We start from the raw sequence: 20,572 nt of genomic DNA, 5'->3' as shown, positions 1-20,572 counted from the left end.
GGCCTTCATCCTTGCTTCGGCCGCGCGATGCGATAGAGCCTGTGCCGCCGCAGCGCGTGCCCTTCGGGTACGGCCGGGTGGTCGAAGGCGCCATCCAGGTCCTCGCGCATGCCAAGGCGCTCCATCACCGCCGCCGAGCGGTGGTTGCCGAACGCGGTGAATGCCACGATCTCTTCGAATCCGAGCCGCTCGAAACCCACCTGCAGGGCAGCGTGCGCGGCCTCGGTCGCCAGCCCCTGGCCCCACCATTGGCGGGCGAAGCGCCAGCCGATCTCGACGCAGGGCGAGAAGGGCAGCGCCGCCAGCGGCACGTTGAGGCCCGTGAAGCCGGCGAACTCGCCCGATGCCTTGTGCTCCACGGCCCAGAGGCCCCAGCCCTGCTCGGCGATGCGGGCCCTGATGCGCGCGGCCAGCGCATCGCTGTCGGCCCGCGTGGGCACGGGCAGCAGGAACTCCATCACCTGCGGGTCGGCCGCAAGCGCGGCAAAGGGCGCGAGATCGCTCCCCCGCCACTGGCGCAGCCGAAGGCGCGGGGTTTCGAATTCGATCGGGGGCTGGGTGCTGTCTTCGGCCATGCGGCCGATTGTGCTCAGAACCCCGCGAGCACCACCTTGCCCTGCGCCTTGCCGCTTTCGATCAGCGCATGCGCCTTCCTGAGGTTGGCGGCGTTGATGGTGCCGAAGCTCGCATTGGCGGTGGTGCGGATGCGCCCCGCGTCGACCAGCGCGGCCACCTGGGCCAGCAGCGCGCCCTGCTCGGCGATGTCCGGCGTTTCGAAGCGCGAGCGCGCGAACATCATTTCCCAGTGCAGCGAGATGCTCTTGGTCTTGAGCGGCATCGCGTCGAGCGACGGCAGGTCGTCGATCACCGCGAGCTGGCCCTGGGGCTTCAGGCTTTCGATGATCTGCGCGTAGTGCTGGCCGGTCTGCGTGAGGCTCGCGACCATGTCGACCTCGCCGATGCCCGCGGCCTTGAGTTCGGCCGCGAGCGGCTTCGAATGGTCGATGACCGCGTGGGCGCCGAGCGCGAGGCACCAGGCCCGCGTCTCGGCGCGCGAGGCCGTAGCCACCACGCGCAGTTGCGTGAGCTGGCGCGCGAGCTGGATCAGGATCGAGCCGACGCCGCCGGCGCCGCCGGTGACCAGCAGCGTCTGGCCCGCACCGCCGTTCTTCGGCACCCGCAGGCGGTCGAACAGCAGCTCGTAGGCGGTGATGGTGGTCAGCGGCAGCGCGGCGGCCTGCGCATCGTCGAGGCTCGTGGGGGCGAGGGCCACGATGCGCTCGTCCACCGCATGCAGTTCCGAATTGGCGCCGGGCCGCACGATCGAGCCGGCGTAGTACACGCGGTCGCCGACCTTGAAATTCTTGACCCCGGCGCCGACGGCCTCGACCGTGCCCGCGGCGTCCCAGCCCAGCACCTTGGGCTGGCCGGCTTCGGGCGCCATGTTCTTGCGCACCTTGGTGTCGACCGGGTTGACCGAAATGGCCTTCACGCGCACCAGCAGGTCACGCGGGCCGGCCACCGGGGCGGGCAATTCGATGTCCTGCAGCGACTCGGGGTTGTCGATGGGCAGGGGCTGGTAGTAGCCGATGGCTTTCATGGGGAGAACCTTTCCTTGTGTGTTTCCTGAACGATGGCTGGACTGTAGGATGGCAATCAAGAATTGATAAGACCGCTTCGATGAGCAACACTTTCAAATGAAGATTGAAAATCTCTCGGACCTCCAGGTGCTGGTGCAGACCGCCCGCGGCGGCACGCTCACGGCGGCCGCCCGTGCGCTGGGCATGACGCCGGCGGCGGCCAGCGCCACGCTCAAGCGGCTGGAAACGCAACTCGGCGCCCGGCTGTTCGAGCGCTCGACCCGCGCCATGCGCCTGACATCGCAGGGCCAGACGCTGCTCGACTACGCCGTGCGCGCCTTCGAGCTGCTCGATGAGGGCGAATCGCTGGTCACGGCCGAGCGCGGCGAGCTCGTCGGCACCTTGCGCGTGGCCGCCCCATCGGACCTCACGCGCAGCACGCTGCTGCCCTGGTTCGACGAATTCCTTGAACGGCACCCTGGCGTGCAGCTGTCGCTGTCCGTTGGCGACCGGCTGCTCGACGTGACGCGCGACGAGGTCGACGTGGCGCTGCGCTACGGCGCGCTGGCCGATTCACGGCTGGTGGCGCGGCCGTTCGCGCTGACCAATCCGCTGCTCACCGCATCGCCCGCCTACCTGCGCCGCCACCCCGCGCCGAAGACGCCGCAAGACCTGGTGCACCACAACTGCCTCACCTTCGACCGCGGCGGGCGCCGCCACCGCACCTGGCGCTTCGCGCAGAACGGGCAGTGGACCGAAGTGCGCGTGAAGGGCGACCGCAGCGTGGACGACGCTTCGCTTGCGCGCGAGTGGGCCGTCGCGGGGCGCGGCATCACGCTGAAGTCGGCGCTCGACGTGCGCACCGACATCGAGAGCGGCCGGCTGGTACACCTGCTGCCTGAGTGGGACACCGAGCCCTATCCGCTGCATGCATTGCTGCCGAGCGGACGCTTCGTGCCGGCGCGCGTCCGGGCGCTGGTGGATTTTTTGGCGCTGAAGTTCGAGGCGCTGACGGCTGCCGCTGCGCTCAGATCATCGGCGTGACCGCACCGTCCATCGCAACGATCGCGCCGGTCACATAGCTCGCCTTCGGCGACGCCAGAAACACGACCGTGTTGGCAATCTCCTGCGGCGTGGCGATGCGCCCGAGCGGCAGCCGGGCCTTGGCGCGCTGCAGCGCCTCGTCGCTGCCGATGCCCTGCAGCTTCGCATCCGCCTTCATGCCTTCCTGCAGCCGCTCGGTCAGCGTGAGGCCGGGGTTCACCGCATTCACGCGCACGCCCTTGGCCGCATAGGCCGCGGCCATGCCGGCGCTCACCAGCATCAGCGCCGCGTTGGCCGCGCCGCCGGCCATGTGCACCGGGCTCGCGACCTTGCCGCCCTGGCCGATCACGTTGACGATCGCGCCGCGGCCGCGCTGGCCCATGCGCTTGACCACCGGATCGATCATGTGGATGTAGGTGAAGTACTTGGCGTCCATCGCGTCGTGCCAGGCGACGGCATCCAGCTCGTCGGGCGGTGTGCGGCGCGCGGCGCCGGCCGAATTCACCAGCACGTCGACCGGGCCGAAGGCCTGCTCGGCCGCATCGAGCGCGGCCACGGCGCTGGCCGGGTCCTTGAGGTCGGCCGCATGCACCGAGACCCGGTCCCCGGCCTGTGCGAACGCTTCGGCCAGCGTCTTGCGGCCCCGCTCCAGGTTCTGCAGGTCGCGCGACACGAGGCTCACGCGCGCGCCCTCCTGCAGGAAGCCGAGAGCGCAGGCCAGGCCGATGCCCTTGCTGCCGCCGGTGATGAGAACGTGCTGGTCCTGGAGCTGGAGATCCATTGAAGAGTCCTTGAAGGGTTGCTGCGAACCGGAGCGATTGAATCACCGACGCGAAACCCCTGCAGGGATGCGGCCGTACCGCTTAGCGCGCGGCGGCCGCCGTTTGCAGCGCGGGCTCCGGCAGGCCGAGTGCCGCGTCCTCGGCATGGCGCAGCTGGCCGTCGCGGTCGTGGTGCACCAGCAATTGGCGGGCGCGCTGCCAGGTGGACAGGCGCGCCGGCGGCACGGCGATGTAGGAGGCCAGCGCGAACAGCGACGACTGCTCCTGGTCCGGCGGCGTCTCGCGCAGCTGCTGCAGCCGGCGGAACGGCGCCATCAGCAGCATCGAGACCAGGATCGCGCCGATCACGGTGGCATAGAGGCCGAGCAGGTGCAGCACCTCGGGCTGCGAGCGCGCGCCAAGCACATAGGGCCATGCATACCAGATCGCACAGAACCAGATCGCCACCGTAACGGCCGGGCGCAGCACGCGCAGCCACAGGTACATGGCCAGGGTGCGCTGCCGCGAGCGGCCGCTGCCGAAGGCGCGCAGCGAAATGCGCGCGGCGTCGATGATCGGCTCTTCCCCCGCGGGCTGGCCCCAGGAGCGGCGCCGCACCGGCGGCAGGGTGTGGGATTCAGGGTGGTGGTGCATCGGAAACTCCTCGGTCAGGGCTCGTCCACACCGCACGCTTGCCGCGGCGGCGCATCAGGGCTTTGGGAAGGGCGATGACGGTGGCCGCCATCGTGATGGTCCAGAAAGCGATCGGGTACCAGATCGTTCCGGCGAAATAGCGCAGCAGGTCGCGGTCGTAGCGGCGATCGATCCACAGGCTCAGCAGCATCTGCAGGATGCAGGTCATGGCCAGCAGCGTGCCCTGCCAGTGCGGCAGCAGCGCCGAATGCCACGCCGACGCCGCGGGCAGCCACGGCCGCAGAAAGCCGATGAGCAGCACGAGCGCCATCGCATAGGCCCACACCACGCTGACCATGTACTCGGCATAGACCAGCCACATGCGCCATTGCCGCGGTCGCAGGATGCGCGGGGTGTAGCGCAGCATGGTCTGGATGCCGCCGACGGCCCAGCGCAGGCGCTGCTTCCAGAGGCCGCGCAAGGTCTCGGGCATGAGGATCCAGCACAGCGCGCGCGGCTCGAAGCGCAGCTGCCAGCCGCCGAGCTGGAGCTTCCAGCTCATGTCGATGTCCTCGGTGAGCACGTCGGGGCTCCAGAAGCCCACGTCGATCACGGCGCGGCGGCGGAACATCGCGATCACGCCCGACACCGTGAACAGCGTGCCCACCAGCTGCTGCGAGCGCTTGATGAGCCCGATGATCGAGGAGAACTCGCCCACCTGCATGCGCCCGAGCAGCGTGGTGCGGGTGCGGATGCGCGGGTTGCCGGTCACGGCGCCGATGCGCTCGGATTCCAGCATCGGGTTCAGCATCCAGGCAATGGCGTTGGCGTCCACCAGCGCATCGCCGTCGATGCCCAGGATGTACTCGCCGCGCGCGAGCTGGCAGGCGGTGTTCAGGCCCACGGCCTTGCCCTGGTTGCTGGCGTTGTGGATCACGCGCAGGCGGCTGTATTCCTGGGTCATCGCGTCGAGCAGCTCGCCCGTGCCGTCGGTGCTGCCGTCGTTGACCGCGATCACCTCGAAGTTCGGATAGCGCGTGCGCATCAGCTGCTCGATCACCTCGCGCAGGTGCGGCGCTTCGTTGAAGCAGGGCACCACCACCGTCACCAGGGGCTGCGACGCAAGCACTTGCAGCGGATCGATCTCGACGTCGCGCCGGCGCTCGAACACCCAGGCATGGGACAGCCCGCCCGCCATCCATACGTACGCCATGAAGAAGGGGTAGTAGAAGACGAAGCCGAACAGCAGCGGCGGCAGCGCTTCGGACAGGGCTTGGAGGGTGGTCATGGCGAGCGGCCTTCTTCCGCGGATGTCGCGGCGGATGTTGGCGCTGGCGCGGGCGCGGGCAGCGCACGCGGCAGCAGCGCGCGCACCGAGATCGCGCGGCGCACCACCTCGAGGGAGGGCTGGTTGGCCAGGAAGTCGTCGGGGTAGTAGCCCAGGTGCCGCACGCCCATGCGGTGCAGCAGCGCCCACTGGCGCGCGAGTTCCTCGTCGGGCACGGGTCGGCCGGTGCGCCAGTCGCGTGCCTGCAGTTCGAAGACAGTGCCGTCCAGGCCGCGCGGCGTGCCGGCGGCGCGGCGCGCAAGGCGTGCGAGCCAGGCCTGCGCATCGGCCTCGCGCTCCATGCGCGGCATGGCCATCAGCGCCACGTAGTCGTAGGCCGCGAGCGAGGCTTCGTAGTTCTGCGCGAACCATTGTTCCGCCGCGGGTTCGAGCATCGGCCGCGCATAGAGATTGCGCGCGGTTTCCAGCCCGGGCCGCCAGGCGCCTGCGCGCGCGGCGAGCTCTTGGGTGAATTCCGTCAGGTAGCGCGTCTTGGCGCTGGTCCAGCGCGCCATCAGGGCCGGATCGGCGCGGATGGCGGCCACGTCGGCCGGCAAGCCCCAGCGGCCGTATTCGGCGAGCGCGGGCGGGCTTGCGTCTTCGTCGTCCGAAAGCATCGCGTCGTCGTGGAACAGCAGGCCCTCGAAGAAGGCATGGCGCGCGAGGTCTTCGTAGATTTCGCCGATCAACGCACGCACTTCGGGGTCGAAGGGCGACAGCCGGTGGTAGCGGTCCGCGGGCATGCCGCCGTCCATGGTGCGCACCGTATGCGCCGCGAGCGGGTGGGGCGCCGGCAGGCGAAACGCCATCACCGGCATCCATGCATAGACCTTCACGCCGGTGCGGCTGCGCAGCTGCCAGGCGACGCGGCTGAAGAGGTCGGCGCGCATCGGCAGCTGGCGGTTCGGGAAGTAGAGCGCATCGGCCACGCCGTCGCCATCGGGGTCGGCGTAGGCCTGCAGGAACACGGAGCGGGGCCGGATGGCCGCGACGCGGTCGAGCAGGGCCGAGAGATTGCGCTCCTGCTGAGCGGGATCGGGGTCGTAGACGTAGTCGAGGTCGACGTGCATCACGCGGTTGACCGGCCGCAGCTCGCCGCCCACGGGGCTGCTCAGCAGCCGGGCGTATTCGGGCGCCTCGTTGTCGTAGGCCACCAGCGCGCGGCGAACCTGCGAGAGCGGCACCGAGGCCGTGTTCGGCCCGTCGTCGAGCGTGAAGGTGACGGGCATCCCCGCGCGCTCGGCAGCCTTCAATGCCGCGTTGTTGTAGGCGCCGTAGGGCCACACCATCGCGCGCACCTTGGCGCCGGTGCGGGCCTCGATGATGCTGCGGCTGAGGCGCAGGTCGGCTTCGATGCGCTGCGCGTAGGCGGCGTCGTCCTCGTAGCGGCCCGTGGCCGGGTCGTAGCGGTGCGTGGCGGCGGACGGCAGCATGTTGCCTTGGGGATTGGCCAGCACGCCGTGGTGCATCGCATGGCTGTGGCTCGCCAGCTCGACCAGGCCGGAGCGCGCCATCTCGGCGGCCTCGCTCCAGCGCAGGAAGTCGCCGCGCGGCGCGGGCTTGTCGCCGTAGGGAACGCTTGCGCCTTCCGGCACGTCGAGCCAGCTGGTCACCAGCGCCAGCAGCGCGGGATAGCCGAAGTGCTTGAGCAGCGGGAAGACCTTGGTGTAGGCGCTGCGGTAGCCGTCGTCGAAGGTCAGCAGCACGGGCTTCGGGGGCAGCGGCTGGCCGCCGGCGCGCGCATCGATCGCCTGCTGCAGGCTGATGGGGTGGTAGCCGTTGTGCCGGAGCCAGGCGAACACCTCGGCCAGCGTGCGTTCGTCGATGGCGGTGCCGTCGGGCGAACTCTCGAAGCTCGCACGCACGTTGCTGCGCACGTCGTGAAAAGAGAGCACGCGAAAGCTCACGCCGTCGTCGGGGTCGGCAGGCGGCAGCGGCTGCGCCGCGCCGGGCAGCGCGAGCGCCAGCAGCAGCCAGGCCATGGCCGCGCGCAGGAGGATGGTCAGGTTGGTTCGCATCAGGGCAGGGGCATCGAAAGATTCAGGAAGACGCTGCGCTGCCGTTCGCGCACGCCGTCATAGGGATGGCTGGAAATGCCCAGCCCGTAGCGCAGGGTCAGCTTCGGACCCAGGTTCCACCGGTGTTCGTAGCGCACGCTCCACAGCGGGCCGGTTCCGAAACCGGCCTGGCGATAGCTGCCGCCACCGATCTCGATGGCCTGGAAGAACTGCCTGTCGTCGCTTTTCCAGTGGAGCCATTGCGCGCGCACGGTGAGCAGGGCGCTGGCATCGCGGGGCGAGCTGAAGTACGCAACCTCCTGCTGCCGGCCGCGGCTGGTGCCGGCGCCGAGCCGGGTCTCGAGCTGGAAGCGCGGCGTGCTGATCCAGCGTTCGCGCCAGGTGAAGTCGAGGCCGTTGCGCAGGTTGCCGTCGCTGAAGTCGAGCCGCTGCCATTGCAGTTCGAAGCGGCGCGCTTCGTTGACCACGTGGCTCAGGGCCAGGCCGGTCTCGCGCGCGCCGATGCCTGCGATGCGCGCCTTCCAGGGCAGCTCCTTGCTGTCGCCGTCGAAGGTGGCCGAGAGCCGCCATGCGTCCCCGGCGCGGTAGTCGATGCGTCCGGCTGCGCTGGTGCGATAGGGGCTGGTGTTCGAGTGCTGCAGAGCGCCCTCGGCCAGCCAGCGGCCGCGTTGCCAGGCGAGGCCGATGCCACCGCGCGCCCAGTTTCCGTTGCCGTCCGAGGTGTCTCCGCGGCCCAGCACCTGGTCGTAGAAGACTCGCCATTCGTCGTCGATCAGGCCCGAACTGAGCCGGCTCGCAACGCGCCATTCGCGGTTCGCGATGGCGGCCCCGCCGGAGGCTGCCTCGGCATCGAGATCGAGCCGCGGGCCGGTGGCTGCGCGCCGCTTGCGGGCCAGGTCGCGCACTTGGGCGGTGTCGGGCGCGTCGGCCTCGAGCGATTCGGCGCGGCGGCGAGCCTCGCGGAATTCGCCGGCATCGAGCAGCGCCTCGACGTGGCCGGCACGTGCGCCGATGTCATGCGGGTGGTCGGCGGCCAGTGCCTCGTAGCGCGCGAGCGCCGCTTCGGGGCGATCGCGCAGCCGTTCGGCCAGGCCTGCACCGGCCGCGAACCCGGCGTTGAGAGGCGCTTCGCCCGTGAGCAGGGCGAAGCGCTGCTGCGCGAGCGCGTGCCGGTCGCCATAGAGCAGCAGCATGGCGCGCATGCCGGTCGCTTCGGTGTACTCGCCGTTCGGCAGGCCCGCTTCCGGCGCGAGGCGCAGTGTGGCGGGCGTGGCGCCTTCGATGCGCGCGAGCAATGCATCGGCGTCCTCGAAGCGGCCGGTATCGAGGTAGGCGTAGGCCAGTCCCTGGTAGATCGGATCTGCCGCCGGCAGACCCGAGCCGCTGCCGGCCACGGCCGCCTCGAACAGCGGCACCGCATCGACCGAGCGGCGTTCCTGCGCGAAGGCACGGGCCACGGCGCCGAGCGCATACGGCGGCAGGGCCGATCCGTCGGCGCGCAGTGCCTCGTACAGCGCAATGGCATCGGCCGGGCGGCCGCGCTCGACCAGGGCCAGCAGCCGATCGGACTGCAGTTGCAGTCGAATGGAACGCCACGCATCGACATCGGCAGGTTCGGCGCGCAGCGCCGATGCATCGAGCCGGGCCAGCGCGATCTCCTGCTGCGCCAGCACCTTGTCGAGCGCGGCCACGCGCGCCGTGCCGATGCGCTCGTCGCGCTCCAGCACGGCCCAGCGCAGTTGCTGTGCGAGCGCCTGCTGTTGCAGCGAGGACAACACCAGCGCCGTGAAGGTGCCGGGACTCGCGCGCTCCGCCGCTTCGGCCTCCTCGAAGGCCGCGGATGCGGCGCCGCTCGAGGCCAGGAGCAGTTCGGCTTCGCGCTGCGCATCGCGCGAAGCCGGCAGGCGGGCGCGCCAGACGGCGATGGCCTCGCCCTGCAGCGCGAGGTCCTGCGTGCGGCGCGCCGCCAGGGCCAGCGGGCCGAGCGCATAGTCATGCAAGCTGGCGGGCGGCCCCTGCCGGCCCAGGGCCGCGGCTTCGGCGAACTGGCCGTCCGCGGCCGCGATCGCCACGGCATCGGAGACGACGCGCTGCCGCTCGGCATGGCCCAGCGCCGTTGCGAGCCACGTCTTCAGCTGCTGCAGCGCTTGCGGCGGCGCGATGCGGTTCGCGCGGTACGCGGCGATGAGCGCGTCGTGCCTTTGTGGATCGTAGGAGGGGGCTGCGGTGCGATCGACCGCTGCGGGCGATGCGATGGCAGCCGGTGCCGCAACCGCAGCGGAGGCGCCGAACGCCAGCAGGCAGACGACCGGAGGCAGCTTCCGCATGGCCTGTGCGAGGTATCGAGGCCACGGGTCGGCCAGCGCCGCATTGCGCCCAGCCACGACCGTGCCTCCATCATTCTTGTGGATTGACACTCTGCTCCCTTTGATTGCGCCCTCTGCACGGCGGGTCGCCGTTCAGAAGAGAACTTTTCGAAGCCACGAAAGCTGTATTGAAAAGTTCCTAAAAAGTGACTCTATGGGAGTTTGTTAACAAATGACTCACAAGCAGCGAAAGATGTGGCCGGAGCGTGAACTGAGTCGCATATCGATGGGCATGAAGGCATCCGCGTGCGCATCGCGCGGCCCTCTGGGCGCCGGCAGCGCCTCAGCCTAAGATCGCAAGATGCACGCACAACCGGCCTCCTTGCCCCGCTTCTGGTCCCAGCTCACCACGCGCGATTTCGCAGCGCTCGACGCGGCTGCCACGGTCGCGGTGCTGCCCCTCGGCGCCACCGAACAGCACGGGCCCCATCTGCCGCTGGGCGTGGATACGGTGCTGGCCGACGGCATCGTGGCCGCGTCGCTGCCGCTGCTGCCCGCCAAACTGCCGGTGCTGTTCCTGCCGACACAGCAGATCGGCCTGAGCCCCGAGCACGCGCGCTTTACGGGCACGCTCACGCTGTCGGCCGAGACCCTGATCCGCATGTGGAAGGAAATTGGCGCCGGCGTGGCGCATGCCGGCGTGAAGAAGCTGGTGCTGTTCAACGCGCACGGCGGCCACGTGGGTGCGATGGACATCGTGGCGCGCGAACTGCGCGCGGCGCACGGCCTCATCGTCTACAGCGTGAGCTGGTTCAACCTGCCGCTGGGGGATGCGGGCGCGCAGTTCGGCGCGGACGAGCACCGCTTCGGCGTGCATGCGGGCGAGATCGAGACCTCGATGATGCTGGCCCTGGCGCCGCAGCAGGTGCGCATGGGCGAGGCGAAGAATTTCCGCTCGACCTCCGAGCAGCGCGCGGCCGGCTACGCGATTCTCGGCAACGGCAAGAGCGCCAAGCTCGGCTGGGCCATGGAGGACTACAACGCACAGGGCGCGGCCGGCAACGCCGCCGCCGCGACGGCGCCGCGCGGGCAGGCTGTCGTCGATGCGGCTGCGGAGCAGCTCGCACTGTTGCTGGCGGAGGTGTCTCGGCTGCCGCTGGATACGGCCCGTACGGGGCCGCTGCCTTAGGAGTACCCGGTGGCCTGTGCACGCGCCCTGAACAAAGGCGCCTCCTAGTCACGCCACCGCGCCAACGCCCCCCAGCACCCCGGCAAACATGCCGGAATCGACATTGCCGCCGCTCACGCAGATGCCCACCGTCTTCCCGCGCCAGCGCTCCTGCTGCTGCAGCGCGCCCGCCAGCGCCGCGGCGCCAGCGCCTTCGGCCACGTTGTGCGTGTCGCTGAAGAGAATGCGCATGGCCTCGGCGACTTCGTCGTCGGTGACGGTGATCACGTCGTCCGCCTCGCGCAGTATCACGTCGAGCGATTCGGGCACTGGCGTACGGCAGGCCATGCCGTCGGCCAGCCGCGTGCCGGCCGGCGACTCGACAGGCCGGCCCGCGCGGAACGAATCGCGATAGGCCGTGGCATGCGCCGACACCACGCCGACGAGCCGGGTCGACACGCCGCAGTGCGCCCGCGCGGCGGCCGCGGCCGCGAAGCCGGAGCCCAGCCCGATCGGCACGAACAGCACGTCGGGCGGCGCATTCTTCAGCGCGCTGAAGAATTCGACATACGCCGTCGACACGCCGCGCACCAGCTCGCGATGGAACGAGGGCACGCGATGCATGCCGTCGCGCTCGGCGAGCAGGGCCGCATGCTCCGCGGCCGCCTGGAAGTCGTCGCCATGCTCGACCAGCTGCACGCCCAGCGCGCGCATCGCGGCGTTCTTCTCGAGCGAGTTGCCGTGCGGCACCACGATGGTGGCCGCGAGCCCGTGGCGCCGTGCCGCGAAGCCCACCGACTGGCCGTGGTTGCCGCGCGTGGCGCTGATCGCATGGCGCACGCCGGGTTGCTCGCGCGCCAGCGTTTCGAAGTAAGTCAGCCCGCCGCGGATCTTGAAGGCGCCCGCTGGCGTGTGGTTCTCGTGCTTGGCCCAGACCGTGCAGCCCAGGCGCTGCGCGAGCAGCGGCCATGCATATTGCGGCGTGGGCGGCATGGCGGCGCCGACGGTGCGCTGCGCGGATTCGATTTCTTCACGGCTGAATCTCACGCGCTTTCCTTTTTTACTTGCGTTCCGTCAGCGCCACGCGCACCGCCAGCACGGCCAACACGCTGCCCATGACGTAGCGCTGCGCGCGCAGCCAGCCGGCGCTTTGCGAGAGCACGGCCGTGATGCTCGCGGCACCGAGGATCATCACGGTGTTGACCGCGGCGCTGCTCGCCATCTGCGCCATGCCCAGCTGCATGCTCTGCAGCAGCACCGAGCCGCGCTCGGGGTGGATGAACTGCGGAAAGAACGAGAGGTAGAACATCGCGACCTTCGGGTTCAGCAGGTTGGTGAGAAAGCCCATGCGAAACAGCTTGCCCGGTGGATCGGCCGGCAGCGCGCGCGGCTCGAAGGGCGCATTGCCGCCGGGCCTGACGGCCTGCCATGCGAGCCACAGCAGGTAGGCTGCACCGGCCAGCCGGATCGCGTCGAACGCGAGCGGCACCGCCAGCAGCAGCGCGGTGAGGCCGAGCGCGGCCGCGAACAGGTGCGCGAGAAAGGCCATCATCACGCCGCCGAGCGAGACCAGGCCGGCGCGCCGGCCCTGGATGAGCGTGCGCGACACGCAATAGATCATGTTCGGCCCCGGCGTGAGCGCCAGCAGCAGCGAGGCGAGTGCGAACCAGGCGATTTCGGTCAAGCTCAGCATGTCAGAGTCCTTCGGATTGAAGCGTGACGGGGCCGCGGGGCGTGTCGAGCACGGCCACCAGATTGGGCGCGCCGGGCTGCACCGCCATGCCGGCCATGCCGATGGCCGACAGCGCCGCAGAGAGGTCGGCCGCGCGCGGATGCGTGGCCTGCAGCGAGCGCATCGCCAGCCCCGAGGCCGGCATGGCGTCGGTGGGGTGCACCGGGCCCCACTGGATCAGCGTGGGCAGCGCGCCGTAGAACAGGCGCTGGCCATCGTCGCGCACGGTGATCTGCCATTCGAGCCGGCCGGCGGGCGTGTCGCGCGAAGCTTCGAGCAGATGGCCGCGGTCGATGTGCGCGTGCTCCTCGCGCGCCAGCGCCTGCAGCGCGGCCTGCGCGTCGGGCACGCGCGCAACGAAGTGCACCAGCCGCGGTCCGCGCCGCACGAGCCCGGCCTGCAGCACAGGGTCGTCGAGATCGAACCAGCGGCGCGTGCCGGGGCGCGATGGCCGCTTGCCGGGCTCGATCGCGATGATTTCCAGGTAGGCCTGCGGGAACGCCTCGGCCGCGATGTTCAGCAGCCGGTTGTGCGTGCCCATCAGCGGATGCGAGCCGCCGGGGCCCGGCGTGACGCCCAGCGTGGCCTCGCACCACGCCACGCCCTCGGCCAGCGAGGCGGCGGCGATCACCAGGTGGTCGAGTTGCGCGTGCATGGTGCCTTGCCCCTACAGCGTGACCTGGCCGTCGACGCAGGTCACGGCATCGCCGCCGACCCACACCTTGCCGTCGGCGTCGCGCTCGATGTACACGCGCCCGGAGCGACCGAGGCACTGGCCCTGCGCGGCCACGTAACGCGCGGGCATGTGGCCGTCGGCAATCAGCCATTCGGCCAGGCTGGCGTTGAGGCTGCCGGTGACCGGATCTTCTTCCACGCCGATGGGCGCGGCGAAGGCGCGCACCTCGAGGTCGATCTTCGGGCCGTCGTCGTCTCCGGCGGCAACGGCCTTGCCGCCGAAGGCGCGCGCCTCGCGGTTCGAGCGGCCGATCAGCATCGACGAGCCCTGCTCGGCAGGCACGCCCGCCACGCCGGCCTTCACGCCCAGTTCCTTGAGCATGCGGTGGTCGGGCACCAGGCGGAGCACGGTGTCCGCATCGCTGAGCAGCAGGCCGAACCACACCGGGCCGTTGTCGAGCACCTGGGCCGCGACGACCTGCTGCGCCTTCAGGCCCAGCGCGCCCGCCACCTTGGCGAGCAACGTGGGGCTGGGCGCGCTGCGCTTGAGCGGCGGGGCCGAGAAGGCCAGGCGCTCGCCTTGGTGGCGCAGCGGCACCAGGCCGGCCGCGCATTGCTGCACGATCCGGCCCGCCGCCTTGGGCTTGCCGCCGGCCTGCAGCCAGGCGTGGCAGCTTCCGATGGTGGGATGGCCCGCGAAAGGCAGTTCGCCGCCGGGCGTGAAGATGCGAACGCGGTAGTCGGCCGCGGGCTCGGTCGGCGGCAGCAGGAAGGTGGTTTCCGAGAGATTGGTCCACTGCGCGAAGCGCTGCATCTCGGCGTCGTCGAGGCCGCCGCCGTCGAGCACCACGGCGAGCGGATTGCCGAGATAGGACGTGGCGGTGAAGACGTCGACTTGTTTGAACGGGCGGGGTTTCATGCTTTTCATTCGAGCGGGAGGTCGAGCACGCCGCGCGTGCCCGGCCGGGAGATCAGTTCGCCGTACCAGCGTTCGAGGTTCGGCCAGCTCGGGCGCTGGTATTCGGCCGGCGGCAGGCCGAACCAGCGGTGCGCCTCGCAGCCGATGGGGATGTCGGCCATGGTGAAGCGGTCGCCGGCCATGAAGGGCTGGCGCGCCAGGTGCGCGTCGAGCATGGCGAACAGCGCCTCGCTCGCATGGACGGAGGCTGCGATCAGCGCCGGGTTGCGCTCGGCCGGCAGCGTGCGCACCCATTGCACGAAGGCGTCGCGGCTCGCGCGGTTGAGCGTGGTCTGCTGCCAGTCCATCCAGCGCTCGGCATCGAAGCGCGCGGGCAGCTCGCTCGGGTAGAACTTGCCGTGCGAATGCTTGGCGCAGAGATAGCGCACGATCACGTTCGATTCCCACAGCGTGACGCGCTCGCTGCCTTCGCCGTCGTCGATGGTGGGCACCATCGCATTCGGGTTGAGCGCCAGGTATTCGGGCGTCTGCACCACGCCGAACCGGCCGCCGGCCTCGGTGCGTTGGAAGTCGAGCCCGAGTTCCTGCGCGCACCAGACAACTTTGCGCACGTTGATCGAACTGATGCGGCCCCAGATATTGAGCATGGTCTTCAGCTTCCTTGGACAGGTGTGGCGGACAGGGCGGATGGCACGGCAGGACGGTCGAGCAGCAGCAGGCGGATCGCCAGGCCGACCATCACCAGGGCCAGCAGGCCGCGCTGGAACTTCTCGGCTCCCGGGCGGCGCTGCAGCCAACGGCCGACTTGCCCGCTGCATGCGCCGAGCAGCGTGTTGAACGCGAGCGCGGCTGCCGACAGCATGACGCCGAGCTGCACCAGTTGCAAGGGCACGCTGCCGCGCGCCGGGTCGACGAACTGCGGCAGGAACACCATGAAGAACAGCAGCGCCTTCGGATTGACGAGGTTGTTCAGGAAGGCCATGCGCACGATGCGTGCGAAGGCGGACGGCTGCGCACGCGCACCCACGGGGAGGCCGCTGCCACTGCGAACGGCCTGCACCGCGAGCCACAGCAGGTACAGCGCACCGGCATAGCGCAGCAGGTCGAAGGAAGGCGGCCAGGCTGCCACCAGCGCGGTCACGCCGGTGGCGGCGAACAGCGTGTGCACCAGGTCGGCCGACGAAATGCCGAGCGCCGCCGCGAAGCCGCCGCGCGGCCCGTGGGCCACGCCGTGCGAGAGCACGAAGGCCATGTTCGGCCCCGGCGACAGGAACAGCGCCAGCACGGCCAGCAGGAAGAGCGCGAGCGTGGCGAGGCTGATCATGATGTGTGTCCTGCAGCGCTTCCTTCAGGCGGCGTCGGCCGTGGCCGCCGGAACCGAGGGGAGATAGGGCTCGATGTTGCGCAGGGCGCGCGCCACGTAGTCTTCTTTCTCGCCCACCGGCGCAACATAGTGCAGCGCGCTCTTCGCGGCCTCGATGCCTTCGCTGCGTGCGATGAGCCAGGCCGCAAGGTAGGGCGCCGACAGGCAGCCGCCCGCCGTCGCCACGTTGCCCTTGGCGAAGAAGGGCTGGTTGAGCACCTCGACGCCGGCTTCCTGCACCCAGGGCTTGGTCGTGAGGTCGGTGCAGGCCGGCACCGCACCCAGCAGGCCCAGCTTGGCGAGCAGCAGCGTGCCCGAGCACTGCGCGCCGATCAGCTGCCGCTTCGCATCGAGGCGGCGCAGCGCGCCCATGATGGCTGGATCGGCCGCGATCTCGCGCGTGCGGATGCCGCTGCCGACGAGCACCGCACCGGCCTCGGCGGCCGCCTCGAGCGTGGAGCTCGCATGCACGGTCACGCCGTTCATCGAGGTGACCGTGGCGCTGGGCGCGGCCAGCGTCACGCGCCAGCCCGGCCTCTTGATGCGGTTGAGCACGCCGAGCGCGATCAGCGAGTCGAGTTCGTTGAAGCCGTCGAAAGTCAGGATGGCGATGTGCATCGTGGTCTGCCTTGTGTTGCGGCTCAGACAGGCTCGGGTGCGAGCCTGCGTTCGCCCAGCAGCGCCAGCTCTTCGCGCAGCGTCAGGGCCAGCGCGGCGATGGCGGTGTCGATTTCATCGACGCTGGCCGTCACGAACGACAGCCGCAGCGTGCGCGGATCGCCCTGGTCCGCATAGAAGGGCGCACCCGGCACGAAGGCCACGTTGCGCTCCACCGCCTTGGGCAGGAGCGCGACGGTGTCGATGCCCTCGGGCAGGCGCGCCCACAGGAACATGCCGCCCTTGGGCGCGTTGAACTTCACGTCCAGCCCGGCCATCTCGCGCGTGAGCGCAGCCATCATCGCGTCGCGCTGGCGCTTGTAGAGCGCTCGGATGGTCGGCACATGGCGCTCGAGGAAGTTGTCCTTCATCACGGCCGAGACCATGCGCTGCGTGAAGATCGGCGTGTGCAGGTCGACCGCCTGCTTGGCCTGCAGCAGCTTCGGAAAGATGGCCTTCGGCGCCACCAGGAAGCCCAGGCGCAGGCCCGGTGCGAGCACCTTCGAGAACGAACCCAGGTAGATGCAGCCTTCGGGGTTGCGTGCGGTCAGCGGCAGCGGCGGGGCTTCGTCGAACCAGAGTTCGCCGTAGGGGTTGTCCTCGACGATCGGCAGGCCGGCCGCGGCCGCGGCAGCCGACACGGCCGCGCGGCGCGCCTCGGTCATGGTGCGGCCGGTGGGGTTCTGGAAGTTCGGCAGCAGATAGATGAAGCGCGCATCCTTGGCCTTGGCCGCGAGGTCTTCGACGATCACGCCTTCGTCGTCGCTCGCCACGCTCACCGGGTTGGGCTCCATCGGACCGAAGGCCTGCAGCGCGCCCAGGTAGGTGGGCGTCTCGACCAGCACCTTGCTGCCCGGATCGATCAGCACCTTGGCCACCAGGTCCAGGCCCTGCTGCGAGCCGGTGGTGATGAGCACCTGCGCGGGATCGACGTTCCACGGCAGCATGTCGGCCACCGCCTGGCGCAGCGGCGCATAGCCTTCGCTGGCGGCGTATTGCAGCGCCGCTTGGCCGTCGTTGTGCAGCACCTCGGCGCAGGCGTCGGCAAAGGCCTGGATCGGGAAGGTCTTGGGCGAGGGCAGGCCGCCGGCCAGGCTGATGATGCCGGGGCGCTCGGTGACCTTGAGGATTTCACGCAGCACCGACGGATTCATCTTGGCGGCGCGGGCGGCGAGTTTCCAGTTCATGGGTTCTTCTTTCAGGCGGGGGGTGAGATCAGGATTGTTCGGCATGCGCGGCACGCGGCGAAACGACAGGAGTGGGCTGCGGCTGCGAAAGGCGCTTGCCGAGCACCACCGTGCAGACCACGGCCATGGCAAAGCCCAGTGTGACCACGTCGAGCGGTTCGCCCAGCAGCGGAATGGATGCAAGGATCGAGAGAAAGGGCTGCAGCAGCTGCGTCTGGCTCACGCGCAGCGTGCCGCCGAGGGCCAGGCCGCGGTACCAGGCGAAGAAGCCGATCCACATCGAGAACACGCCAACATAGATGAAGCCCAGCCAGGCCGAGGTGGCGATGGGCTCCGTGGGCCACATGGCCAGCGTGGCGGGCAGCGTCACGGGCAGCGCCATCACGCAGACCCAGCAGATCACGCGCTCCGCGCCGAGCGAGGGCGTGACCTGCGCACCGTAGATGTAGCCGAACGAAGCCGCGACCACCGCGCCGACCAGCAGCAGGTCGGCCCATTCGAAGCCGAAGCCATGGCCGTTCTGGCTCGCGCGCAGCACCGAGAACAGCACCACCAGCACGCTGCCCGCAATGGCGCAGAGCCAGAAGCCGAGCCGCGCGCGCTGGTGCAGCACCCAGGCCGCAACCGCCGCGGTCACGAGCGGCAGCAACGCCGTCACCACCGCCGCGTGGCTGGCCGTGACCACGCGCAGGGCGTAACCCAGCAGCAGCGGATAGCCGATCACGTTGCCGAGCACCGCCATGCCAAGCGGCCTCCACTGGTGCGGCGCGGGCCGCGGCGAGCGCGTGGCGAGCAGGAAGACCGCGGAGAGAATGCCCGCCAGTGCGGCACGCCCGAGCGTGACGAACCAAGGCGAGAGCTGCGGCGCGCCCTGCGTGCCGGTGGCCAGCCGCGTCATCGGCAAGGTGATGGCGAACAGCGCCACGCCGATCACGCCGAGCCACATGCCCAGCGTTTCGTCTTTGATCTTGAGGCGGCTGCTCATTGGATGACCTCCGTGCTTCGCACTGCGGTGCGAGCTTGCCTGGGGCGGCCCGGCGCGGCGCTCATACGCCCAGCATCCACCAGGCCGTGAGCACCAGTACCAGCCCCATTGCGCGGTTGAACCACAGCAGGCGCTTGCCCTTGGAGAGCCATTCGCGCAGCAGCGCGCCCGCCAATGCATAGGTGAAGTTGCTGATGAAGGCGTAGACCAGCATCACCGGCGCGACGATGGCGAAGCGCCCGAGCGCATCGGGCTGCCCCGCGATCCAGCCGGCCACCAGCGTGAGCGCGAGCAGCCAGGCCTTGATGTTGACGAACTGCAGCATCACGCCCTGGCCGAAGCCGATGTTCAGGCTGGCGCCGTCTGCGCGGCCGAGCGTGCCGCTGCCGCTCAGCTTGTAGGCCAGCCACAAGAGGTAGCCGACACCCAGCGCCTTGATGGCCAGGCGCAGCGAAGGCACCGCCACCACCAGCGCGCCGATGCCGGCCGCGCACAGCACCAGCAGCAGCGTCCAGCCGACCGGCACGGCCACCACGAAGCGCATGGCGCGCGGCAGGCCGCCATTGGCCGCCAGGGCGGTGGAAAGCGTGGTGTTGGGGCCGGGCGAGAAACTCATCGCCGTGGCCAGCACCAGCAGCGCGGTGAATTCTTGCCAGTTCATTGCATACACTCTAAACTTTCACACCATTACAGTTCCGATACAGTTGATCGAACATATTCGAAAACTGTATTGGTCTTTCTTTCGACACAGAAGCCGAGCCCCAGATGCTGACACGAACCTCCACCCAGTCGCTCACGGGGCAATTGGCCGACCGGCTGGCAGAGCGCATCCGCACCCGGCTGCTTCCGCCCGGCGCGCGCCTGCCCTCGGTGCGCGAATGCGCGCGCCAGCAGGGCGTGAGCCCCTACACGGTGGTGGCGGCCTACGACCAGCTGCTGGCGCAGGGCCTGGTCGAGGCGCGCCGCCAGCGCGGCTTCTACGTGCGCGACTCGGCGCCGGCGCCGGAGGGGCGCCCGCCCAATGCGGCGCCCATGGTCGTCCAGATGATGGCCTCGCGCGTGCCGGCCGATGCGAGCTCGCTCATCCGCAGCATGTTCCACCGGCCCAGCGACAAGCCGCAGCCGGGTATGGGGGTGTTTCCACCCGAATGGATGTCGTCCACCTTCATGCCGACGGCCGTGCGCCGCATGACCAGTACAGCGGCGCTGCAAGAGCTGTCGCTCCAGTACGGCGAACCCTCGGGCGACGCGGCACTGCGGCGCAGCCTGTCGAACAAGCTGGTGGGCATCAACGTGCCTGCCGCGCCCGACCAGATCGTGACCACGGTAGGCGCCACGCATGCGCTCGACATCGTGAGCCGCACGCTGCTGCGCGCGGGCGATCCGGTGATGGTCGAGGAGCCCGGCTGGGCGCTCGAATTCGCGCGGCTCGAGGCGCTGGGCATGCGCATCCTGCCGGTGCCGCGCCGCGCCGACGGGCCCGACCTGGAGGTGATGGCGCAGTACTGCAAGCTGCACGGCCCCAAGCTCTTCGTGAGCGTGAGCGTGCTGCACAACCCGACCGGCTACAGCCTCACGCCCGGCAGCGCGCACCGTGTGCTCAAGCTGGCCAACGAGCACGACTTCCACATCGTCGAGGACGACACCTACAGCCACCTCGCGCCCGAGCACGCGACGCGGCTCAGCGCGCTCGACGGGCTGCAGCGCACCATCTACGTCAGCGGCTTCGCCAAGATCCTGGCGCCCAACTGGCGCATCGGTTTCCTCGCCGCCTCGCCGGAACTCAAGGAACGGCTGCTCGAGACCAAGCTCCTGGCCACGCTCACCACGCCCACGCTGTTCGAGCGAGCGCTTTCGTGGTGCATCGACCAGGGCCAGCTGCGGCGGCATGCCGAGCGCATACGCATCCGGCTCGATGGCGCGCGCGGCCGCGCGGTGAAGCTTGCAATGGCGCACGGCTGCAGCTTCGCATCGGAGCCGGCCGGGTTGTTCGGCTGGGTCGACACCGGCGTGGACACCGATGCGCTCACCCAGCGCATGCTCGACCAGGGCTACCTGCTCGCGCCGGGCTCGCTGTTCCATGCGCGGCGGCCGCCGAGCACGATGATGCGGATCAATTTCGCGACCTCGCAGGATGCGGCGTTCTGGAAGGTGTTCAGCAAGGTGCGGGCGGAACTTTGACGGGGCAACGGGGAGGGCCCGGGGGCCCAAAACGGC

General features: G+C 70.0%; 20 protein-coding genes. 3 read left to right on the top strand and 17 right to left on the bottom strand.

The window, feature by feature from the left end; genetic code table 11:
- Window positions 1-5: 5 nt before the first annotated feature.
- Complete coding sequence (locus L1081_RS16805; RefSeq protein ID WP_489413193.1) at window positions 6-575, bottom strand: GNAT family N-acetyltransferase; 570 nt, start codon at window positions 573-575, stop codon at window positions 6-8.
- Between the two features lie 14 nt (window positions 576-589).
- On the bottom strand, window positions 590-1,600 hold the full coding sequence (locus L1081_RS16800; RefSeq protein ID WP_489413192.1) for a zinc-binding alcohol dehydrogenase family protein: 1,011 nt from the start codon (window positions 1,598-1,600) through the stop codon (window positions 590-592).
- A gap of 97 nt (window positions 1,601-1,697) precedes the next feature.
- Here L1081_RS16800 and L1081_RS16795 point away from each other — a divergent pair, with 97 nt between their 5' ends.
- Window positions 1,698-2,624, top strand: coding sequence for a LysR substrate-binding domain-containing protein (locus tag L1081_RS16795; RefSeq protein ID WP_489413191.1), 927 nt, complete (start codon window positions 1,698-1,700; stop codon window positions 2,622-2,624).
- On the opposite strand, the gene L1081_RS16790 is transcribed toward L1081_RS16795, so the two are convergent.
- The 5 genes from L1081_RS16790 to pgaA all read right to left on the bottom strand — a co-directional run bounded on the left by L1081_RS16790 (window position 2,608) and on the right by pgaA (window position 9,690).
- Window positions 2,608-3,405 carry an SDR family oxidoreductase gene (locus L1081_RS16790; protein ID WP_489413190.1) on the bottom strand — a complete coding sequence of 266 codons (798 nt, stop codon included), beginning with the start codon at window positions 3,403-3,405 and terminating at the stop codon, window positions 2,608-2,610. The genes L1081_RS16795 and L1081_RS16790 overlap by 17 nt on opposite strands.
- An 82-nt stretch (window positions 3,406-3,487) precedes the next feature.
- Entirely contained in the window at window positions 3,488-4,039 is a 552-nt protein-coding gene (locus tag L1081_RS16785; protein WP_489413189.1) for a poly-beta-1,6-N-acetyl-D-glucosamine biosynthesis protein PgaD, read from the bottom strand.
- Window positions 4,023-5,306 (bottom strand): poly-beta-1,6-N-acetyl-D-glucosamine synthase, encoded by a 1,284-nt coding sequence (pgaC, locus tag L1081_RS16780; protein ID WP_489413188.1) that lies wholly within the window; start codon window positions 5,304-5,306, stop codon window positions 4,023-4,025. The genes L1081_RS16785 and pgaC overlap by 17 nt, the downstream gene beginning before the upstream one ends.
- Window positions 5,303-7,363 carry a poly-beta-1,6-N-acetyl-D-glucosamine N-deacetylase PgaB gene (gene pgaB, locus L1081_RS16775; protein WP_489413187.1) on the bottom strand — a complete coding sequence of 687 codons (2,061 nt, stop codon included), beginning with the start codon at window positions 7,361-7,363 and terminating at the stop codon, window positions 5,303-5,305. The genes pgaC and pgaB overlap by 4 nt, the downstream gene beginning before the upstream one ends.
- Window positions 7,363-9,690 (bottom strand): poly-beta-1,6 N-acetyl-D-glucosamine export porin PgaA, encoded by a 2,328-nt coding sequence (gene pgaA, locus L1081_RS16770; protein ID WP_489413186.1) that lies wholly within the window; start codon window positions 9,688-9,690, stop codon window positions 7,363-7,365. Before pgaA ends, pgaB begins: the two co-directional genes overlap by 1 nt.
- Before the next feature lie 340 nt (window positions 9,691-10,030).
- On the opposite strand from pgaA, the gene L1081_RS16765 reads away from it, so the two are divergent.
- Window positions 10,031-10,858, top strand: coding sequence for a creatininase family protein (locus tag L1081_RS16765; RefSeq protein ID WP_489413185.1), 828 nt, complete (start codon window positions 10,031-10,033; stop codon window positions 10,856-10,858).
- Window positions 10,859-10,906: 48 nt separating this feature from the next.
- On the opposite strand, the gene L1081_RS16760 is transcribed toward L1081_RS16765, so the two are convergent.
- The 10 genes from L1081_RS16760 to L1081_RS16715 form a co-directional block, all read right to left on the bottom strand.
- Window positions 10,907-11,884, bottom strand: a complete 978-nt coding sequence (locus L1081_RS16760) for a threonine dehydratase (RefSeq protein ID WP_489413184.1) — start codon at window positions 11,882-11,884, stop codon at window positions 10,907-10,909.
- Between the two features lie 13 nt (window positions 11,885-11,897).
- A complete protein-coding gene (locus L1081_RS16755; RefSeq protein ID WP_489413183.1) occupies window positions 11,898-12,530 on the bottom strand; it encodes a LysE family translocator in 633 nt (210 codons plus the stop codon).
- A 1-nt stretch (window position 12,531) separates the two neighbouring features.
- Window positions 12,532-13,224, bottom strand: coding sequence for a VOC family protein (locus L1081_RS16750; RefSeq protein WP_489413182.1), 693 nt, complete (start codon window positions 13,222-13,224; stop codon window positions 12,532-12,534).
- 12 nt (window positions 13,225-13,236) lie between these two features.
- Complete coding sequence (locus L1081_RS16745; RefSeq protein ID WP_489413181.1) at window positions 13,237-14,163, bottom strand: PhzF family phenazine biosynthesis isomerase; 927 nt, start codon at window positions 14,161-14,163, stop codon at window positions 13,237-13,239.
- A gap of 5 nt (window positions 14,164-14,168) precedes the next feature.
- Window positions 14,169-14,810 (bottom strand): glutathione binding-like protein, encoded by a 642-nt coding sequence (locus tag L1081_RS16740; protein ID WP_489413180.1) that lies wholly within the window; start codon window positions 14,808-14,810, stop codon window positions 14,169-14,171.
- Window positions 14,811-14,815: 5 nt separating this feature from the next.
- Window positions 14,816-15,487, bottom strand: coding sequence for a LysE family transporter (locus tag L1081_RS16735; protein WP_489413179.1), 672 nt, complete (start codon window positions 15,485-15,487; stop codon window positions 14,816-14,818).
- A 24-nt stretch (window positions 15,488-15,511) separates the two neighbouring features.
- Window positions 15,512-16,144 (bottom strand): DJ-1/PfpI family protein, encoded by a 633-nt coding sequence (locus tag L1081_RS16730; RefSeq protein WP_062363431.1) that lies wholly within the window; start codon window positions 16,142-16,144, stop codon window positions 15,512-15,514.
- A gap of 23 nt (window positions 16,145-16,167) precedes the next feature.
- Window positions 16,168-17,370 (bottom strand): aminotransferase class I/II-fold pyridoxal phosphate-dependent enzyme, encoded by a 1,203-nt coding sequence (locus L1081_RS16725; protein WP_489413178.1) that lies wholly within the window; start codon window positions 17,368-17,370, stop codon window positions 16,168-16,170.
- A 28-nt stretch (window positions 17,371-17,398) separates the two neighbouring features.
- Window positions 17,399-18,355: an EamA family transporter gene (locus L1081_RS16720; RefSeq protein WP_489413177.1), complete on the bottom strand. Its 957-nt coding sequence runs from the start codon at window positions 18,353-18,355 to the stop codon at window positions 17,399-17,401.
- A gap of 61 nt (window positions 18,356-18,416) precedes the next feature.
- The gene (locus tag L1081_RS16715; RefSeq protein ID WP_319440700.1) at window positions 18,417-19,016 is read right to left on the bottom strand and encodes a LysE family translocator; all 600 of its coding nucleotides are present in this window, start codon (window positions 19,014-19,016) and stop codon (window positions 18,417-18,419) included.
- Window positions 19,017-19,120: 104 nt separating this feature from the next.
- Here L1081_RS16715 and L1081_RS16710 point away from each other — a divergent pair, with 104 nt between their 5' ends.
- The gene (locus L1081_RS16710) at window positions 19,121-20,536 is read left to right on the top strand and encodes an aminotransferase class I/II-fold pyridoxal phosphate-dependent enzyme (protein ID WP_489413176.1); all 1,416 of its coding nucleotides are present in this window, start codon (window positions 19,121-19,123) and stop codon (window positions 20,534-20,536) included.
- The last annotated feature ends 36 nt before the right edge of the window (window positions 20,537-20,572 follow it).

The sequence above is a fragment of the Variovorax sp. MSC1_012 genome, assembly GCF_023667525.1.
In the GTDB taxonomy this organism is placed as follows: Bacteria; Pseudomonadota; Gammaproteobacteria; order Burkholderiales; family Burkholderiaceae_C; genus Variovorax; species Variovorax beijingensis_B.
Note: the sequence above shows the minus strand (reverse complement) of the source record. Positions and strands in the feature narration are given on the sequence as shown.

Excerpts from the sequence above, each read along its gene's own strand:
- pgaC (WP_489413188.1), bottom strand. The coding sequence starts at position 5,306 with ATGACCACCCTCCAAGCCCTGTCCGAAGCGCTGCCGCCGCTGCTGTTC.
- L1081_RS16730 (WP_062363431.1), bottom strand. The coding sequence starts at position 16,144 with ATGCACATCGCCATCCTGACTTTCGACGGCTTCAACGAACTCGACTCG.
- pgaB (WP_489413187.1), bottom strand. The coding sequence starts at position 7,363 with ATGCGAACCAACCTGACCATCCTCCTGCGCGCGGCCATGGCCTGGCTG.
- L1081_RS16715 (WP_319440700.1), bottom strand. The coding sequence starts at position 19,016 with ATGAACTGGCAAGAATTCACCGCGCTGCTGGTGCTGGCCACGGCGATG.
- L1081_RS16790 (WP_489413190.1), bottom strand. The coding sequence starts at position 3,405 with ATGGATCTCCAGCTCCAGGACCAGCACGTTCTCATCACCGGCGGCAGC.
- L1081_RS16710 (WP_489413176.1), top strand. The coding sequence starts at position 19,121 with ATGCTGACACGAACCTCCACCCAGTCGCTCACGGGGCAATTGGCCGAC.
- L1081_RS16755 (WP_489413183.1), bottom strand. The coding sequence starts at position 12,530 with ATGCTGAGCTTGACCGAAATCGCCTGGTTCGCACTCGCCTCGCTGCTG.
- L1081_RS16740 (WP_489413180.1), bottom strand. The coding sequence starts at position 14,810 with ATGCTCAATATCTGGGGCCGCATCAGTTCGATCAACGTGCGCAAAGTT.
- L1081_RS16725 (WP_489413178.1), bottom strand. The coding sequence starts at position 17,370 with ATGAACTGGAAACTCGCCGCCCGCGCCGCCAAGATGAATCCGTCGGTG.
- L1081_RS16800 (WP_489413192.1), bottom strand. The coding sequence starts at position 1,600 with ATGAAAGCCATCGGCTACTACCAGCCCCTGCCCATCGACAACCCCGAG.
- L1081_RS16750 (WP_489413182.1), bottom strand. The coding sequence starts at position 13,224 with ATGCACGCGCAACTCGACCACCTGGTGATCGCCGCCGCCTCGCTGGCC.
- L1081_RS16720 (WP_489413177.1), bottom strand. The coding sequence starts at position 18,355 with ATGAGCAGCCGCCTCAAGATCAAAGACGAAACGCTGGGCATGTGGCTC.
- L1081_RS16735 (WP_489413179.1), bottom strand. The coding sequence starts at position 15,487 with ATGATCAGCCTCGCCACGCTCGCGCTCTTCCTGCTGGCCGTGCTGGCG.
- L1081_RS16785 (WP_489413189.1), bottom strand. The coding sequence starts at position 4,039 with ATGCACCACCACCCTGAATCCCACACCCTGCCGCCGGTGCGGCGCCGC.
- L1081_RS16765 (WP_489413185.1), top strand. The coding sequence starts at position 10,031 with ATGCACGCACAACCGGCCTCCTTGCCCCGCTTCTGGTCCCAGCTCACC.
- L1081_RS16805 (WP_489413193.1), bottom strand. The coding sequence starts at position 575 with ATGGCCGAAGACAGCACCCAGCCCCCGATCGAATTCGAAACCCCGCGC.
- L1081_RS16795 (WP_489413191.1), top strand. The coding sequence starts at position 1,698 with ATGAAGATTGAAAATCTCTCGGACCTCCAGGTGCTGGTGCAGACCGCC.
- L1081_RS16745 (WP_489413181.1), bottom strand. The coding sequence starts at position 14,163 with ATGAAACCCCGCCCGTTCAAACAAGTCGACGTCTTCACCGCCACGTCC.
- pgaA (WP_489413186.1), bottom strand. The coding sequence starts at position 9,690 with ATGCGGAAGCTGCCTCCGGTCGTCTGCCTGCTGGCGTTCGGCGCCTCC.